Source organism: Paucibacter sp. KCTC 42545 (genome assembly GCF_001477625.1).
Lineage (GTDB): Bacteria > Pseudomonadota > Gammaproteobacteria > Burkholderiales > Burkholderiaceae_C > Paucibacter_A.
Genome location: NZ_CP013692.1, coordinates 3,311,852 through 3,327,360, shown reverse-complemented (window position 1 = coordinate 3,327,360; position 15,509 = coordinate 3,311,852). Strand labels below are relative to the sequence as shown.

The following is a 15,509-nucleotide window of genomic DNA, read 5'->3' as shown; positions in this document are numbered from 1 at the left end:
GGCTAGGCGGGGAGCGCGCTCCCCGCGGCTTGCGGGCGCGGCGACTTCGCCGGCAGTGAAATGCCGATGCGCGTCACGCCGCCCTTTGAATCAGCGAAAGGCTCACCACCGTGCATGCGGGCAATGGCTGCCACGATGGACAGGCCCAGGCCATGGTTCAAATCGGCGTTGGCGCGCGCGGGGTCGGCTCGGTAGAAGCGGTCGAATAGCCGCGGCAGATGGGCGCCGGCGATGCCGTCGCCTTGGTTGACGACGGCGATCTTGAGCACATGGCCCGGGTCATCGGACTCAATCTCAACCCGCACGGCGCTGCCCGGCTTGGCATAGCGGGTGGCGTTGCCCAGCAGATTGGACAGCGCCCGGCGCAGCAGGCCGGCGTCGAACAAGCCGGAGGCATCGCCGATGACCTCGGCGCTGAGAGATGCCTCCTGCATGGCGGGCTCATGAAATTCGACCACATCGCTGGCGAGGGCGGCCAGGCTGTGAACAGGCGTGCGGCGAGCGCTGGCGCCGCGATCGGCCTGAGACAAAAAGAGCATGTCTTTGACGATGCCGGCAATGCGCTGCAAGTCGTCAAGATTGGTTGCCAAGACCTCGCGCAACTCGTCAGCGCTGCGGGACTTTCGAAGTGCCAGTTCGCTGCTGCTGATGAGTGTGGCCAAAGGGGTGTTCAGCTCATGCGCGACGTCGGCGTTGAAGCCTTCCATCCGGTGATAGGCCTGATCAAGCCGCTCCAGCAGGGCGTTGAATTGTTCGATCAGCGCCTGCAGTTCGCGCGGCTGGGCTGAGCCGTCCAGGCGCTTGTCGAGCTGGCTGGCCGACAGCTGCCGGGTCTGGTCCACCAGCTGGCGCAAAGGCGCTAGACCTAAGCTCACCAAGTAGTAGCAGCCCAAGGAAACCGCGGCGGCACCGATGATGGCCGCGGCGGCCAAAGTCAGTGCCAGTTGCCGCAGCAAGGTGTCATCCGCTTGCGTGCCCAGGCTCAATTCCGCACGAAGGGGCTCGCTGGCAATAGAGGTGGCGAGCACTTCGAAATGGCGCTGTTTGACCGCGCCCACCAGCGCGCGAGGCGGCGAGGAGGTGTAGATCGATTGACCGCCCGGCGCTTGCAGCTTGAGCGTCAGCTCTTCGTGCCCGGCCAAAAAGTCGGTGAGCTGATGCTGCAAGCCGGGGTCATCAAGCTGCGCGCGGCCCTCGCTGAGCAAGTGCTGGACCATGGCGGCTTTTTGGTCCAGGGTTTCGTTCTGGCGGTTGCTGAGGGTTGTTGCGGTGACCAGGTAGACCGCACTGCAGACCAGGCCAAGCCCGATCAGGGTTTGCAGGGCAAGCCAGCGCGACAGGCGTTGCCGCAAAGCCGGGGCGGACAGTCCGGCCCTCATGTGTCACGCATCTCCAGCACATAACCCATGCCGCGCACAGTATGCAGCAGCGGGCGCTCAAACGGCAGGTCCAGCTTGCTGCGCAGCCGGCGCACGGCCACTTCGACCACATTGGTCTCGCTGTCAAAGTGCATATCCCATACCTGCTCGGCCAGTTCGGTGCGGGAGATGACCTCGCCTTGGCGGCGCAGCATCAGGCTGAGCAGATTGAACTCCTTCACGGTCAGATCCAGTCGTTGCCCGGCGCGCGTGGCTTTGCGCCGGATCAGGTCGACGTCCAACTCGCCCAGCCGCAGCTGGATGGGCTCTGCGTCCGTGCGTACCGGATTGGCTCGCCGCAGCAGCACCTGGATGCGGGCAACCAGTTCGGAGAAAGCGAAGGGCTTGAGGAGATAGTCATCCGCGCCACTCTGCAAGCCCTTGACGCGGTCCTCCACCTGCACGCGTGCCGTCAACATCAGCACCGGTGTTTGTTTGCTTTGCCGCAAGGCCGTGAGCACGGCCAAGCCGTCGATGCCGGGCAACATGCCGTCCAGAACCAGCAAGTCGTAGTCACCGGTGCTGGCGAGATGCAAGCCGTCTATGCCGTTGTGGGCCAGGTCGACCACATAGCCTTCCTCACTCAAGCCCTTGCGCAGGTACTCGGCCAGCTTGAGCTCGTCCTCGATCACCAAAAGTTTCATGCCGCTATTGTTGCGGCTGAGGTGCAAGCCCAAGATGACGAATTTGTCATCCACGGGCGGGCGACGGCAATCTAGGGCGCTCTTGAGTAGTGCGCCCTAGATGGGCGGCTTGTGCCGTGAAATGCCCGGCAGCTGTCGTGCGTCCGGGTCCAGGGGTGCGGAGCGGCGGCTACTTTTTGGCCGCGAGTTGGCCGCGCACGGTCTCGTTGATCAGGCGCAGCTCGGCCAGGGTGGCGTCGATGTGTGCGCGCTTGAGCTCCAGCTCCGCAATGGCCACGTCGGTGCGTTCCAGCGTCCACTGCAGTTGCTTGGCGCGGCCCTCGCCATGCGAGCCGTAAAGATCCAGGTAATGCCTGATTTCTTCGAGCGAGGAGCCAATGGCCTTGGCGCGCTGAATGATCTTCAGCCGCGCCCGGTCGCGCTGGGTGTAGACCCGCGCCCCGTTGACGCGCCGTGGCGCCAGCAGGCCCTTGTCTTCGTAAAAGCGTATCGCCCGCGGCGTCAGCTCAAACTCATCGCACAGCTGGGTGATGCCGTAGAGCTGCTCCTGCGGCGCGCTATTGCTGCTCTCCAGCATTTCCCGCGCGGCGGCGTTCGCATGGCTACTCATCCCACCACGCGCTGCAGTTTCATGGCCACGCCCATATCGCCGCTGACCTTGATCTTGCCCATCATGAAGGCGTTCATGGGATTGAGCTCACCGCTGAGCAGGGCGATCAGGTTCTCACGCGTGATGGCCACGGTGCAGTCGGCCTCGCGGTCCTCGTTGCTAACGCTATTGGGGATGTTCTTGCCATCGATCACGGCCAAGCCATCGGCGCCCATATCGAATTTGAGGATGGCGTCGAGTCCGCTTTCTGAACCTACTTTGCCGCGCAGGGCTTCGGTAATCGCTTGCAGATCCATGGTTCAACACTCCAGCAGTAGGAAATAGAAATAAGGGATGTTCGCATGCTAGGGCCAATGCCTTCCCTTTTAATGATGGTATTCACCGATATGAAAGATGCATGACGTTAAGGGAAGCTATCGATCATTCGCGTAATGGAGGCGGCATGAATCAAGCAAGCAGCGCAACAGTGGCGCGCTATGACAGTGTCTTTCGTCCGGGCTTGTTCAGCGGGCGCTGCATCTGGGTGACAGGCGCCGGCTCGGGCATAGGCCGATGCACCGCGCATGAGCTGGCGGCGCTGGGCGCCAAGGTGATCCTCTCCGGGCGCAGTGCCGACAAGCTCGAGCGCGTGGCGGCGGAGATACGGGAAGACGGCGGTCAATGCGACTGGCGCGCCTTCGATATACGCGAGGAAGAGGCCGTGAAGGCCAATATCGCCGCGGTGCTGGCCGAGCATGGCGCCGTCACCGGCCTGGTGAATAACGCGGGCGGCCAGTTCCCGGCCCCGCTCATGGCCATTTCCAAGCGCGGCTTCGATGCGGTGGTGGCTAACAACCTCACCGGTGGCTTTTTGATGATGCGCGAGCTCTTCAACCAGAGCCTGCAGCAGCACGGCGGCGCCATCGTCAATATGACGGCGGACTTTCGCAATGGCATGCCCGGCATGGCGCACAGCGGCGCGGCGCGTGCGGGCATGAGCAACCTGACCATGAGCGCGGCTTTCGAGTGGGCCCATGCCGGTGTGCGTGTGAATGCGGTAGCCCCCGGTTGGGTGGCGTCCAGCGGTATGGATAGTTATGGCCCCGCCATCCAGCCCTTGATCCGTCAGCTTAAAAGCCATGTGCCGCTGCGCCGCCTGGCCAGCGAGGCCGAGGTCTCGGCCGCCATCGTCTTCCTGCTCTCGCCCGCGGCGGCCTTCATCACCGGCGTGACCTTGCAGATCGATGGCGCCGCCTCGCTGGGCAACCCCATGTTCCCGAATATCGACCATGCCGGCACGGCGCCCTTCAATGGCTTTCACCGCGCTGCCACGCCGGAGGTGCTGAAGTGAGCACGCTTGTCAGCCGCCTGAACCCCAAGGCCAAGGCCTTTGCCGCGAATGCCGAGGCCATGAGCGCCAAACTGGCCGAGCTGCGCGCGCTGGAGGCCAAGGTGGTGGCGGAGTCGGAGTCCAAGCGCGAAAAGTTCGAGGCGCGCGGCCAGCTTCTGCCGCGCGAGCGGGTGGCGCGCTTGTTGGACCGTGGCTCGGGCTTTTTGGAACTCTCGTCCCTGGCCGGCCTCAGCATGCACGACGATGACGGCAAGAAGGCCGTGCTGGGCGGCGGCTCCATCGCTGGCATTGGGGTGGTGGCCGGCAAGCGGGTGCTGATCTCGGCCAGCGACAGCGCCATCAAGGGCGGCACCATCGCGCCCATGGGTCTGAAAAAGGCCTTGCGTGCCCAGGAGATTGCGCGCGAGAACAAGCTTCCGCTGATCTATCTGGTGGAGAGCGGTGGCGCCAATTTGATGTACCAGAGCGAGATGTTCGTGGAGGGTGGGCGCAGCTTCGCCAACCAGGCGCGACTCTCGGCCGCCGGCATTCCGCAGATCGCGGTGGTGCATGGTTCGTCCACCGCGGGCGGCGCCTATCTGCCGGGCCTGTCGGACTATGTGGTCTTGGTGCGCGATCGCTCCAGCATTTACCTGGCCGGCCCGCCGCTGGTGAAGGCCGCCATCGGCGAGGACGCGACGGACGAAGAGCTTGGCGGCAGCGAGCTGCATGCCAGCGTTACCGGTTTGGGCGAATACCTCACCGAGAACGATGCCCATGCGCTGGCGCTGACGCGCGAGCTGGTGGACAAGCTGAACTGGCCCGGGGTGAAGGCCCAGCCCCCCAGTCAGCCGCCGCTCTATGACGCCGAGGAGTTGCTGGGCGTGGTGCCCGCCGACGAGCGCGAACCCTACGACGCCCGCGAGGTGATCGCGCGCATCGTCGATGGCTCGGACTTCCTCGAGTTCAAGGCCTCTTATGCGAGCGAGACCTTGTGCGGACACGCCCGCATCGAGGGCCAGCTGGTCGGCATTCTGGCCAATAACGGCCCGATCCAGCCGCAGGGCTCGACCAAGGCCGCGCAGTTCATCCAGCTCTGCGACCAGAGCGGCACGCCGCTGGTGTTTTTGCAGAACACCACCGGCTATATGGTCGGCCGCGAGGCAGAGCGCCAGGGCGCCATCAAGCACGGTTCCAAGATGATTCAGGCGGTGGCGAATGCGCGCGTGCCTAAGTTCACCATCGTGCTGGGTGGCAGCTTTGGCGCGGGCAACTACGGTATGTGCGGGCGCGGTTTTGATCCGCGCTTCATCTTCAGCTGGCCCAGCGCGCGCACCTCGGTGATGGGCGGCGCCCAGGCGGCCAAGGTGATGGACATCATCAACCGAGCCAAGCTCGAACGCATGGGCGCACCCGTCAACGACGAAGCCCTGGCCGCGATGAGCGAGCAGCTGCGCCAGCGCATCGAGCGCGAATCCAGCGTGCTCTTCGGCACCGCACGCTTGTGGGACGACGGCGTGATCGACCCGCGCGAAACGCGCAGCGTGTTGGCTCTCGGCCTGGCGCTGGCGCGCGAGGCCGAGGCCCACAGCCTCAGGCCCAACGCTTTCGGCGTGGCCCGCTTCTGACAACACAACACCAGGAGACCCGTGATGCAACTCACCGCTGAACACCGAGCCCTCTACGACACCGTGGCCAAGTTTGTCGAAAAAGAGCTCAACCCCTATGTGCCCGAGTGGGAGAAGGCCGAGCAGTTCCCGGCCCACGAGGTCTTCAAAAAGCTCGGCAATCTGGGCTTGCTGGGCCTGAAATACCCCGAGGAGTACGGCGGCGCGGGCCTGGACTTCAGCTACTCCATGGTGATGGCCGAGGCCCTGGGCACCTGCGCCTGCGCCGGCGTGCCCATGGGCATTGGCGTGCACACCGATATGTGTACGCCGGCGCTGGCGCGCTTTGGTTCGGACGAACTCAGGCGCGAGTTCCTGGCGCCCTCCATCGCCGGTGATGTGGTCGGTTGCTTGGGCGTCTCCGAGGCCGGCGGCGGCTCGGACGTGGCCGCCATCAAGACCACGGCCAAGAAGGACGGCGGCGACTATGTGATCAACGGCAGCAAGATGTGGATCACCAACGCCATGCAAGCGGACTGGTGCTGCCTGCTGGCCAACACCAGTGAAGGCTCGGTGCACAAGAACAAGAGCCTGATCATCGTGCCCATGGACACGCCCGGCATCACGCGCCAGAAGATCCACAAGATCGGCATGGATGCGTCCGACACCGCTCAGCTCTTCTTCGACAACGTGCGCGTGCCGCAGCGCAATCTGATCGGGCAGGAGGGCATGGGCTTTGTGTTCCAGATGATGCAGTTCCAGGAGGAGCGGCTCTGGGGCGCGGCCAGCTCGCTGAAGAACCTGGACCGCTTGATTGACCTGACCATCGGCTACACCCGCGAGCGCAAGGCCTTTGGCAAGTCCATCCTCGACAACCAGGTGGTGCATTTCCGCCTGGCCGAGTTGCGCACCGAGGTGGAGGCGCTGCGTGCACTCACCTATACGGCGGTGGATCAGTATGTGAGTGGCAAAGACGTCACCAAGCTGGCCTCCATGGCCAAGCTCAAATGCGGCCGGCTGATTCGCGAGGTGTCCGATTCCTGTTTGCAGTACTGGGGCGGCATGGGCTTCACCTGGGACAACCCCATCAGCCAGTCCTTCCGCGATGGGCGCCTGGTCTCCATCGGCGGCGGCGCTGATGAGGTGATGCTGTCCATCATCTGCAAACTCGAAGGCACGCTGCCGAAATGACCCACCCCTACGCGCGTCGGGCGCCAAGGCCATGGGCTCGTGGCCTGCGACGGGCTGTCCCCTTTGGTGTAAGGACGTTCTCGTATGAGTGAACCGAAAACTGTTCTGCTGCGGCGAGAGGGCGGCGTGCTGCACCTCACGCTCAACCGGCCTGAGTTGCGCAATGCGCTGTCGATCGCCATGGTGGCCGAGCTGCGTGCCGCGCTGGCGGCGGCCGAGGCGGATGCCTCGGTACGCGTGATCGTGCTGCGCGGTGCCGGCGGGCATTTCTGCGCCGGCGGCGACCTCAAGGACATGGCCGCTGCGCGTATGCGCCTGGCCGACGAGGGCCCGCGCGTGCTGGCCGAGATGAACGCCGCCTTCGGCCACCTCTGCGGCGCTTTTGCGGCCAGCAAGCTGGCCATCGTGGTGGTGCTGGAAGGTGTGGTGATGGGCGGTGGCTTGGGCCTGGCCTGCGTTGCCGATGTGGTGCTGGCGGGCGAGACGGCGAGCCTGCGCTTGCCCGAGACCTCGCTGGGCGTGGTGCCGGCACAGATTGCCCCATTCTTGGTGGAGCGCCTGGGCTACTCGCAGGCGCGGCGCCTGGCCGTCACCGGCGGCAAGCTGGACGCTCGCCAGGCCTTGGCCTTGGGCCTGGTGCATGAGCTGCACGTGGGCGCTGACCTGGACGCGGCCCTGCAGCGTGTGTTGAGCGAAATCCTGCGCTGTGCACCCGGTGCACTTGCGGCCACCAAGGCCTTGATGGCCAGGGCGCGCTTGCATGCCCCGGCCAGCCTGGTGGATGAGGCGGCAGAGGCTTTCACCAAAGCCGCTCTAGGCCCCGAGGGCATGGAAGGGGTGAGCGCCTTTCTCGAACAACGCAAGCCGGCATGGGCACCGTTATGAGCAGCTTCAGCAAGATACTCATTGCCAATCGTGGCGGTCGCGCCGCAGGCGCGGGGGTGCGCTCATATGCGCAGCATGTGAGCAAACACCAAATCGCCTGGCTCGCGCAGCGGGCGGCGATTGAGCCGCGGAGCAGCCATGTTTAGCAAAATTCTTGTCGCCAACCGCGGCGGTCGCGCCGCAGGCGCGGGGGGGCGCTCATATGCGCAGCATGTGAGCAAACACCAAATCGCCTGGCTCGCGCAGCGAGCGGCGATTGAGCCGCGGAGCAGCCATGTTTAGCAAAATTCTTGTCGCCAACCGCGGCGGTCGCGCCGCAGGCGCGGGGGGGCGCTCATATGCGCAGCATGTAAGCAAACACCAAATCGCCTGGCTCGCGCAGCGAGCGGCGATTGAGCCGCGGAGCAGCCATGTTTAGCAAAATTCTTGTCGCCAACCGCGGCGAAATCGCCTGCCGCGTGATGCGCACGGCCCGCAATCTGGGCTATCGCACCGTGGCCGTCTACACCGAGCCCGACGCGCATTCGCCCCATGTGGCGCAGGCCGACGAGGCGCTGGCGATCCATTCCTATCTGGACATCGCCGCCATCCTGGATGCCGCGCGCCGCACCGGCGCCGATGCCCTCCACCCCGGCTACGGCTTCCTCTCCGAGCGGCCTGACTTTGCCCAGGCCTGTGTGGACGTGGGCCTGGTGTTCATCGGCCCGCCGGCGGCCAGCATTGCGGCCATGGGCAGCAAGTCGGCCGCCAAGCAGCGCATGTTGGCGGCCGCTGTGCCCTGCGTGCCGGGCTATCTGGGCGCGCAGCAGGATGAAGCCACGCTCACCGCCGAGGCCGCGAAGCTGGGCTACCCGCTGCTGGTCAAGGCCGTGGCGGGCGGGGGCGGGCGGGGCATGCGGGTGGTGCATCAGCCTGCCGAGCTGGCCGGCGCGCTGGCCGGGGCGCGCCGCGAGGCCGAGAGCGCCTTCGGCGACGGCACCCTGATGCTGGAGCGCCTCATCACCCAAGGCCGGCACATCGAGATTCAGGTGTTTGCCGATGCGCATGGGCATTGCATCCACCTGGGTGAGCGCGACTGCACGGCGCAGCGCCGACGCCAAAAGGTAATCGAAGAATCGCCCTCGCCGGTGGTGAGTGCGGCCATGCGTGCCGCCATGGGCGCCGATGCGGTGGCGGCCGCACAGGCGGTGGGCTATGTGGGGGCGGGCACGGTGGAGTTCATCGTCGATGCGGAGTTGAAGCATTACTTCTTGGAGATGAACACGCGCTTGCAGGTCGAGCATCCGGTGACCGAATGCGTCACTGGGCTGGACCTGGTGGAATGGCAGCTGCGCATCGCCGCGGGCGAGCCCTTGCCGCTGGCGCAGCAGGATGTGCAGTTCCAGGGCCATGCCATCGAGGTGCGGCTCTATGTGGAGAATCCCTACGAGGGCTTCCGGCCGCAGACCGGCCAGATCACCTGGTGGCGCCCCGAGCTGGCGCGGCGCCCCGGTGTGCGCATCGATGCCGGCGTGGCCGAGGGCGGCGAGGTGGGACCGCACTACGACGCCATGGTGGCCAAATTCATCGCGCATGGGCGTGACCGCGAGGATGCCATCCGGCGCCTGCGCGCCGCCCTTGCCGATGCGCCCCTTTTGGGCATAGTCAACAATGGCCGCTTCTTGGCCGATCTGCTGGACCATCAGGAATTCCACGCGGCCCGTTTGCACACCGCCTCTCTGGACGAATGGGCCTTGCCGGCGCCCCAGCCCGCGCCGACCGACTGGCTGATCGCCGCAGCCCTGCTGCTGGGTGATGGAACTGCCACCGCGCGGTCCGCTGGCGTGGCCAGCTTTGACTTTGCCCTGCAGCAGGGAGAGCAGCGCCGCCACTGGCGTGTCACGGCCAGCGGCGGCCAGTTGCGTCTGCAGGGCCCCGAGCAGGCGCACCAGATCAGCCTGCTGGGCCAAGACGCCGAGGGCCGCTGGCGCGTGGCCTTGGACGGTGTGCAGCGCAGCGTCATTGCGGTGCGTGATGAAAGCAAGTGCGGCCTGGAACTTGCCAGCGCTGCGGCCGTGTTCAGCTTCCACGAGCCCTCGGCCTTCCCCGAGGCCCGCGACCTCAACAACCCCGCCCATGCGCGTGCCCCCGTGGCGGGCCTGGTGGCGCAGGTTTTGGTGGCGGTGGGCGATGCGGTGGCGGAGGGTCAGGCCTTGCTCAGCGTGGAGGCCATGAAGATGGAAATGTGGCTCACCGCCGGCCGGGCCGGGCGGGTGAAGGCGCTGCATGTGGGGCTGCGCGAATCTGTGGCGGCCGGCGCCCTGCTGGTCGAACTTGAGGATTAAGGAATCACATGGACAAGAACAAAGCCATTTTGAGCTGCGCACTGACGGGCGTGCTCACCAATCCCACGCAGCACCCGGTGCCGGTGACGCCGGCGCAGATGGCGCAAGAGGCGCGCGATGCCTTCAACGCCGGTGCCTCGGTGATGCATGTGCACTTGCGCATGCAGGATGAGGGCTTGAGCCATCTGCCCAGCTGGGATCCAGACGTGGCTGACGGCGTGATCAGTGCCATTCGGGCCGCTTGCCCCGGCGTCATCATCAACCTCACCACCGGCGTGATCGGCCCGGACATTTCCGGCCCCGCCGCTTGCATACGCCGCGTGCGCCCCGAGATTGCCGCCTGCAATGCCGGCAGCCTCAACTACCTCAAGCTCAAAGACGATGGCAGCTGGGCTTGGCCGCCCATGGTGTTCGACAACCCGGTGGCCAAGGTGCAGGCCTTTTTGGATGTGATGGCGGAATGTGGCGTGCATCCCGAGTTTGAGTGTTTCGATGTGGGCATCGTGCGCGCGGTGGGCATGTTCGTGAAGAACGGCATGTTCAAAGCCGAGACCATGGGCCGGCCCGAGTACAACTTCGTGATGGGTGTGGCCTCGGGCATGCCTTGTGATGCCGATCTGCTTGCGCTCTTGCCGCGCTATGTGGTGGAGGGCGCGGTGTGGCAGAGCACCTTGATCGGCCGCGCCGAGATCTGGCCGGTGCACCAGCGCACTGCTGAGCTCGGCGGCATGTTGCGCACCGGGCTGGAAGACACCTTCTACCTGCCCGACGGCACCCGCGCCAGCGGCAACGGTGTGCTGATCCAGGCCCTGGCGCAGTGCGCCGAGCGCGCCGGGCGTGCCATTGCCAGCCCTGCTGAAGCCCGGTCGCTGCTCGGCTTGAGCCGCTGAGCACGAGCACCACCACCCGCAGTGCGTAGGCCAGCAATCCGAAGGAGACGGCGATGACCGACACCCATGCCCCCGGTGGCGCTGCTGCCGAGCGGCAGCTGACCCCGTTTTGTCTGCTGGCCACGGCCGCGCGCATCCCGGATCGCCCCGCCTACTATGTGCGAGGTGAGCGCCACTGGGAGCCCCACAGCTGGGCCGAGCTGCTGGCCGTGGTCCAGCGTGCTGCGCGCGCCCTGGTGGCGCTGGGCGTGCAGCCGCATCAGAGCGTCTGCATCCTGGGCTTCAATCGGCCCGAATGGCTGATCATGGATCATGCCGCCATGATGGTCGGCGCCACCACCGCAGGCATCTACTGGACCAGCGCGCCGACCGAGGTCGACTACATCCTGAACCATGCCAAGGCGCCGCTCTTGCTGCTGGAGGATGCGGCGCAGCTGGCCAAGATCGAGGGCCGGCGCAAGGTGCTGCCCCATCTCAAGGACGTGGTTAGCATGGGGGGTGTGCAGCTGCCGCAGACCCTGGCCTGGGATGCTTTCCTGGCCCTGGGCAGCGGCGCCGATGCGGCGGATCTGCAGGCCGAGGTGGAGCGCCGGCTGGCGGCTTTGCAGCCCAGCGATCTGGGGGCCTTGATCTATACCTCGGGCACCACTGGCCATCCCAAGGCGGTGATGCTCAGCCACGGCAATCTGGCTTGGACCGCGCAGGCGCTCAACCAGATCTACCGCACGCATGAGCGCTCACGCCTGATCTCCTTCTTGCCCTTCGCCCATGTGGCGGAGAAAGTGGGCGCCATCCATGCCCCCGCGCGGGGCGGCTATGCGATCTATTTCGCGCGCGCCATCGATCAGTTGCTGGACCATATGAAGGAGGTGCACCCGACCATCTACTTCGGCGTGCCGCGGCTGTGGGAAAAGATGCATACCGGCCTGGCCGAGAAGATCGGCGCGGCCACCGGCGTCAAGGGGGCGCTGGCGCGCTGGTCCATGGGCGTGTCGCGGCGCTGGCATGAGTGCCGGCTCGGCGGGCAAGCGCCCGGCCTGCTGCAGCGCCTACAGATGGGCCTGGCGCGCCGGCTGGTGTTGAACAAGGTCAAGAAGGCGCTGGGCCTGGACGAGGCGGTGCTGCTGATCTCGGGCGCTGCACCGATCTCGCCGGAGAACCTGAACTTCTTCCTCGGCTTGGATCTGGTGGTGCGCGAGGTTTACGGGCAGAGCGAGGTGTGCGGCCCGGCGACCCTCAATGTCGAGGGTGCCACGCGCATCGGCTCGGTGGGCCGTGCCATTCCGGGGCTGGCGCTGCGCATCGCCGAGGATGGCGAGGTGCTGATGCAGGGCCCTGGCGTCTTTGTGGGTTATGCCGGCGATGCGCGGGCCACCGCCGAAGCGCTGCAAGGCGGCTGGCTGCACAGTGGTGATCTGGGGCGCTTGGATGAGCAGGGCTATCTCTACATCACCGGCCGCAAGAAGGACCTGATCATCACCTCCGGGGGCAAGAACATCTCGCCTGCCAATGTGGAGAGCGACCTGATGAGCCAGCCTCTGATTGAGCATGCAGTGGTGGTGGGTGAAGGCCGGCATTTCTTGGCGGCATTGCTGACGCTCAAGGCTGCGGAGTTGCAAGCCTTTGCCGAAAGGGAAGGTTTGCCGCAGACGGGCTTGCTGCAGCATCCCAAGCTATTGGCCGCCGTGCAGGCGCAGGTGGACGAGGTCAATGCGCGGCACGCGCGAGTCAGCCAAGTGCGCAAGTTCGACATCATCGCGGGCAATTTCAGCATCGATGCCGGGCAGCTGACGCCCACGCTGAAGCTGCGCCGCACCGCGGTGATCGAGGCGCATCGCGATGTGGTGGAGGCGCTTTACCGCGACTGAACGGTGGAGCGGGAGGTGAATATCGCTGGTGGCGGTGTCGGCGCTGCTCAGGTGGACTTGCGCGCGGACTGGAGTTGGGCCGGCGTGGATGCAGAAGTAGGAGCGGGCAGGCTGCGGTCAATGGAGTAGCAGAGGCTTTGATCTCGCCACGGGCGTTCCATTTGCAGTCCTGAAAATGAAAAAGCCTTGTAAGTCGTCGACTTACAAGGCTTCCATTTTTTGGTGGCGCTTCAGGGATTCGAACCCCGGACCTGCGGATTATGATTCCGTCGCTCTAACCGGCTGAGCTAAAGCGCCTCAAGCCCTCTACTATAGCACCGTTATTTTTGGCTCCGCAAGAGTTTTTCTAAAAAAACTTTCAAATACTTGAATTGCCGGTGTCGGCGCCCATGGCGACCCGCACGGCGGCCAGGTCCCAGGCGGCGTGGCCGACGGTTTTCAGCAGCATGGGGGCGCGGCGCACCTCGGGGGTAAGCAGGGCGTCGCTGAGTGGGTGAACGCGTGACCAGTCGAGGCCGGCTTGCAGCAAGTCGCCGGCCTCATGGCGGGCGCCGTCCAGGTCGTCGACCCAAACTTGGCGTGTGCGTACCTGGGCGGCGGGCAGTTCGGCCATCTCGGGGGTGAAGCTGCCCAAGCCGACGATTAAGGTGTTGGCATCAACGTCTTGTGGCAATACAGCCGTCAGCGAGGTGGTGGCGGCGACCGCCACGGTGGCGCCGAGCAGGGCTTGTTCCAAGGACAGGGCTTTGATGTTGATGTGTGCCTCGTCGGCCAGGCTGGCGGCGAACAGCTTGCTTTGCGACGCGGTGCGGCCAACGCTGCGCAACTCCACGCCGGGCCAGCGTTCGGCCATGGCCAGTGCGTGCATGCGGGCCTGGCCACCGGTGCCGACCAGGGCCACGCTGCTCGGGGCAGTGCCGAGCAGTGTTTCGATGCCCAGCAAGGTGACTGCGGCGGTGCGGCGGGCCGTTACGACCGAGCCGTCCAAGACCATCAGCGGCGTGCCCGTGCTGGCCTGGCTGACGATGACCCGGCCTTGGATGGTGGGCTGGCCCACAAGTCGGTTGGCCGGAGTTACGGCCACCAGCTTGGTGATGGCGAACTGCGCATCGGTGCAGGGCATGGCAAGGTAGCTGCCGCCTTCGGGCAGGGGCAGCACGGTGCGCTGGCTGGCGTGGATGTGGCCGGCGCGCAGGTCCAGCATGGCCTGGGCCACGGCAGGAATCAGACGATCAAAGGGCAGCAGGGCGGTGGTGGCTTGCTCGTCGTGGATGTGCATGGGGTGTGGGCCGGGAGTGGGCAAGTCGGCCGATTATGATTCGGGCCTTCGGGTCGGGGTGCAAGCCCAGGCCTCGCGCCGGGTGCTCAATCAGCGAGGATGTTCCTTGCGAGGAGCCGAACCCGGAGATTTCAGGTTCTCAGATGTTTAGTTTCCTCAAGAAAAAATTGTTCGGCGAAGCGCCGGCGCCTGCTCCAGCTCCTGTGGCCGAAGTGTCGCCGGTCGCCGTGAACCTGCCTGAGCCGGCCGCTGTGCCGGTGCCTGTGCTCGCGCCTGCGGTCCCGGCATTGCCTGAAGTGAGTCCTGAGCCAGTCGTGGTGGATGCCACGCCTGAAGTTGAGCCTGAGGCTTTGCCGCCGGTCGTGCAGCCTCCGGCGCCCATCGAATCGCCTGTGCTTGTTCAGTCAGTCGCGGCACCAGCACCACAATCAGTGCCAGTGCCAGTGCCAGTGCCAGTGCCAGTGCCAGTGCCAGTGCCAGCTCCCGCTCCCGCACCTGCGCCTGCGCCTGCGCCTGCGCCTGCCGAACCGCGCCGCAGTTGGATCGATAAGCTGCGCCAAGGCCTGCGCAAGACCGGCTCCAGCATCGCTCAGGTCTTCACCGGCACGCAGATTGATGACGAGCTGTACGAAGAGCTGGAGGCGGCCTTGCTGATGGCCGATGCGGGCGTCAAGGCCACCGAGTTCTTGTTGGCCGACTTGAAGCGCCGGGTCAAAGAGTCGAAGGCGACGGATCCGCAAGCCGTGCGTGGTTTGTTGGTGGAGGCGCTGGCCGAACTGCTCAAGCCCTTGGAAAAATCCTTGGCGGTGGGCTTGCATACGCCCACGGTGATGATGGTGGTGGGCGTCAACGGCGCCGGCAAGACGACCAGCATCGGCAAGCTCACCAGGCATCTGGCCGAAGCCGATCAGAAGGTCTTGCTGGCGGCGGCCGATACCTTCCGCGCGGCGGCGCGCGAGCAGTTATCGGTTTGGGCCGACCGCACCCAGGTGCAGATCATCAGCCAAGAGGGCGGTGACCCGGCTTCGGTGACTTTTGATGCCGTCAATGCCGGCCGTGCACGCGGCTGCGATGTGGTGATTGCCGATACGGCCGGTCGCCTGCCGACTCAGCTGCATCTGATGGAAGAGCTGAAGAAGATCAAGCGCGTCATCACCAAAGCACAGGCCGACGCGCCGCACGAGGTCTTGCTGGTGGTGGATGGCAATACCGGGCAGAACGCACTCAGCCAGGTCAAGTCATTCGACGATGCGCTGGGCCTCACCGGCCTGATCGTTACCAAGCTCGACGGCACGGCCAAGGGCGGCGTGCTGGCGGCCATTGCGCGCGAGCGGGCCATCCCGGTCTACTTCATCGGCGTGGGTGAGAAGTTGGAAGACTTGCAGACCTTCAATGCGCGCGAGTTCGCGCAAGCGCTGCTGGAGTAAGGCGAGGAAGGGCTGGCGCCCAGCGCCACGAAAAAAGCAAAAAGGGGCCTAGGCCCT

The 15,509-nt window shown here is 65.5% G+C and carries 13 protein-coding genes and 1 tRNA gene; 8 read left to right on the top strand and 6 right to left on the bottom strand.

Going from position 1 to position 15,509, the window contains the following annotated elements; translation table 11 throughout:
- Window positions 1-2: 2 nt before the first annotated feature.
- The 4 genes from AT984_RS14430 to AT984_RS14415 all read right to left on the bottom strand — a co-directional run bounded on the left by AT984_RS14430 (window position 3) and on the right by AT984_RS14415 (window position 2,968).
- Window positions 3-1,379 (bottom strand): heavy metal sensor histidine kinase, encoded by a 1,377-nt coding sequence (locus tag AT984_RS14430; protein WP_058720689.1) that lies wholly within the window; start codon window positions 1,377-1,379, stop codon window positions 3-5.
- Entirely contained in the window at window positions 1,376-2,062 is a 687-nt protein-coding gene (locus AT984_RS14425; RefSeq protein WP_058722341.1) for a heavy metal response regulator transcription factor, read from the bottom strand. Before AT984_RS14425 ends, AT984_RS14430 begins: the two co-directional genes overlap by 4 nt.
- A 169-nt stretch (window positions 2,063-2,231) precedes the next feature.
- Window positions 2,232-2,672, bottom strand: coding sequence for a MerR family transcriptional regulator (locus tag AT984_RS14420; RefSeq protein ID WP_058720688.1), 441 nt, complete (start codon window positions 2,670-2,672; stop codon window positions 2,232-2,234).
- Window positions 2,669-2,968, bottom strand: coding sequence for an SCP2 sterol-binding domain-containing protein (locus tag AT984_RS14415; RefSeq protein ID WP_058720687.1), 300 nt, complete (start codon window positions 2,966-2,968; stop codon window positions 2,669-2,671). The genes AT984_RS14420 and AT984_RS14415 overlap by 4 nt, the downstream gene beginning before the upstream one ends.
- Before the next feature lie 146 nt (window positions 2,969-3,114).
- On the opposite strand from AT984_RS14415, the gene AT984_RS14410 reads away from it, so the two are divergent.
- The 7 genes from AT984_RS14410 to AT984_RS14380 all read left to right on the top strand — a co-directional run bounded on the left by AT984_RS14410 (window position 3,115) and on the right by AT984_RS14380 (window position 12,746).
- Window positions 3,115-4,002: an SDR family oxidoreductase gene (locus tag AT984_RS14410; RefSeq protein WP_058720686.1), complete on the top strand. Its 888-nt coding sequence runs from the start codon at window positions 3,115-3,117 to the stop codon at window positions 4,000-4,002.
- The gene (locus AT984_RS14405; RefSeq protein ID WP_058720685.1) at window positions 3,999-5,609 is read left to right on the top strand and encodes an acyl-CoA carboxylase subunit beta; all 1,611 of its coding nucleotides are present in this window, start codon (window positions 3,999-4,001) and stop codon (window positions 5,607-5,609) included. Before AT984_RS14410 ends, AT984_RS14405 begins: the two co-directional genes overlap by 4 nt.
- A 24-nt stretch (window positions 5,610-5,633) precedes the next feature.
- A complete protein-coding gene (locus tag AT984_RS14400) occupies window positions 5,634-6,779 on the top strand; it encodes an acyl-CoA dehydrogenase family protein (protein ID WP_058720684.1) in 1,146 nt (381 codons plus the stop codon).
- An 84-nt stretch (window positions 6,780-6,863) separates the two neighbouring features.
- Window positions 6,864-7,664: an enoyl-CoA hydratase/isomerase family protein gene (locus AT984_RS14395; RefSeq protein WP_058720683.1), complete on the top strand. Its 801-nt coding sequence runs from the start codon at window positions 6,864-6,866 to the stop codon at window positions 7,662-7,664.
- 410 nt (window positions 7,665-8,074) lie between these two features.
- Entirely contained in the window at window positions 8,075-9,988 is a 1,914-nt protein-coding gene (locus AT984_RS14390; protein WP_058720682.1) for an acetyl/propionyl/methylcrotonyl-CoA carboxylase subunit alpha, read from the top strand.
- Between the two features lie 8 nt (window positions 9,989-9,996).
- Complete coding sequence (locus tag AT984_RS14385; RefSeq protein ID WP_058720681.1) at window positions 9,997-10,878, top strand: 3-keto-5-aminohexanoate cleavage protein; 882 nt, start codon at window positions 9,997-9,999, stop codon at window positions 10,876-10,878.
- 53 nt (window positions 10,879-10,931) lie between these two features.
- A complete protein-coding gene (locus tag AT984_RS14380) occupies window positions 10,932-12,746 on the top strand; it encodes an AMP-dependent synthetase/ligase (RefSeq protein WP_082680038.1) in 1,815 nt (604 codons plus the stop codon).
- A 220-nt stretch (window positions 12,747-12,966) separates the two neighbouring features.
- On the opposite strand, the gene AT984_RS14375 is transcribed toward AT984_RS14380, so the two are convergent.
- Window positions 12,967-13,043 (bottom strand) — tRNA-Met (locus tag AT984_RS14375).
- A 61-nt stretch (window positions 13,044-13,104) separates the two neighbouring features.
- Window positions 13,105-14,025 (bottom strand): delta(1)-pyrroline-2-carboxylate reductase family protein, encoded by a 921-nt coding sequence (locus AT984_RS14370; protein WP_058720680.1) that lies wholly within the window; start codon window positions 14,023-14,025, stop codon window positions 13,105-13,107.
- A gap of 143 nt (window positions 14,026-14,168) precedes the next feature.
- Here AT984_RS14370 and ftsY point away from each other — a divergent pair, with 143 nt between their 5' ends.
- Window positions 14,169-15,452, top strand: coding sequence for a signal recognition particle-docking protein FtsY (gene ftsY / locus AT984_RS14365; protein WP_058720679.1), 1,284 nt, complete (start codon window positions 14,169-14,171; stop codon window positions 15,450-15,452).
- Window positions 15,453-15,509: the final 57 nt, after the last annotated feature.

Coding starts and splice junctions, on each gene's coding strand:
- AT984_RS14430 (WP_058720689.1), bottom strand. CDS start 1,379: ATGAGGGCCGGACTGTCCGCCCCGGCTTTGCGGCAACGCCTGTCGCGC.
- AT984_RS14370 (WP_058720680.1), bottom strand. CDS start 14,025: ATGCACATCCACGACGAGCAAGCCACCACCGCCCTGCTGCCCTTTGAT.
- AT984_RS14390 (WP_058720682.1), top strand. CDS start 8,075: ATGTTTAGCAAAATTCTTGTCGCCAACCGCGGCGAAATCGCCTGCCGC.
- AT984_RS14415 (WP_058720687.1), bottom strand. CDS start 2,968: ATGGATCTGCAAGCGATTACCGAAGCCCTGCGCGGCAAAGTAGGTTCA.
- AT984_RS14425 (WP_058722341.1), bottom strand. CDS start 2,062: ATGAAACTTTTGGTGATCGAGGACGAGCTCAAGCTGGCCGAGTACCTG.
- AT984_RS14410 (WP_058720686.1), top strand. CDS start 3,115: ATGAATCAAGCAAGCAGCGCAACAGTGGCGCGCTATGACAGTGTCTTT.
- AT984_RS14380 (WP_082680038.1), top strand. CDS start 10,932: ATGACCGACACCCATGCCCCCGGTGGCGCTGCTGCCGAGCGGCAGCTG.
- ftsY (WP_058720679.1), top strand. CDS start 14,169: ATGTTTAGTTTCCTCAAGAAAAAATTGTTCGGCGAAGCGCCGGCGCCT.
- AT984_RS14400 (WP_058720684.1), top strand. CDS start 5,634: ATGCAACTCACCGCTGAACACCGAGCCCTCTACGACACCGTGGCCAAG.
- AT984_RS14385 (WP_058720681.1), top strand. CDS start 9,997: ATGGACAAGAACAAAGCCATTTTGAGCTGCGCACTGACGGGCGTGCTC.
- AT984_RS14395 (WP_058720683.1), top strand. CDS start 6,864: ATGAGTGAACCGAAAACTGTTCTGCTGCGGCGAGAGGGCGGCGTGCTG.
- AT984_RS14420 (WP_058720688.1), bottom strand. CDS start 2,672: ATGAGTAGCCATGCGAACGCCGCCGCGCGGGAAATGCTGGAGAGCAGC.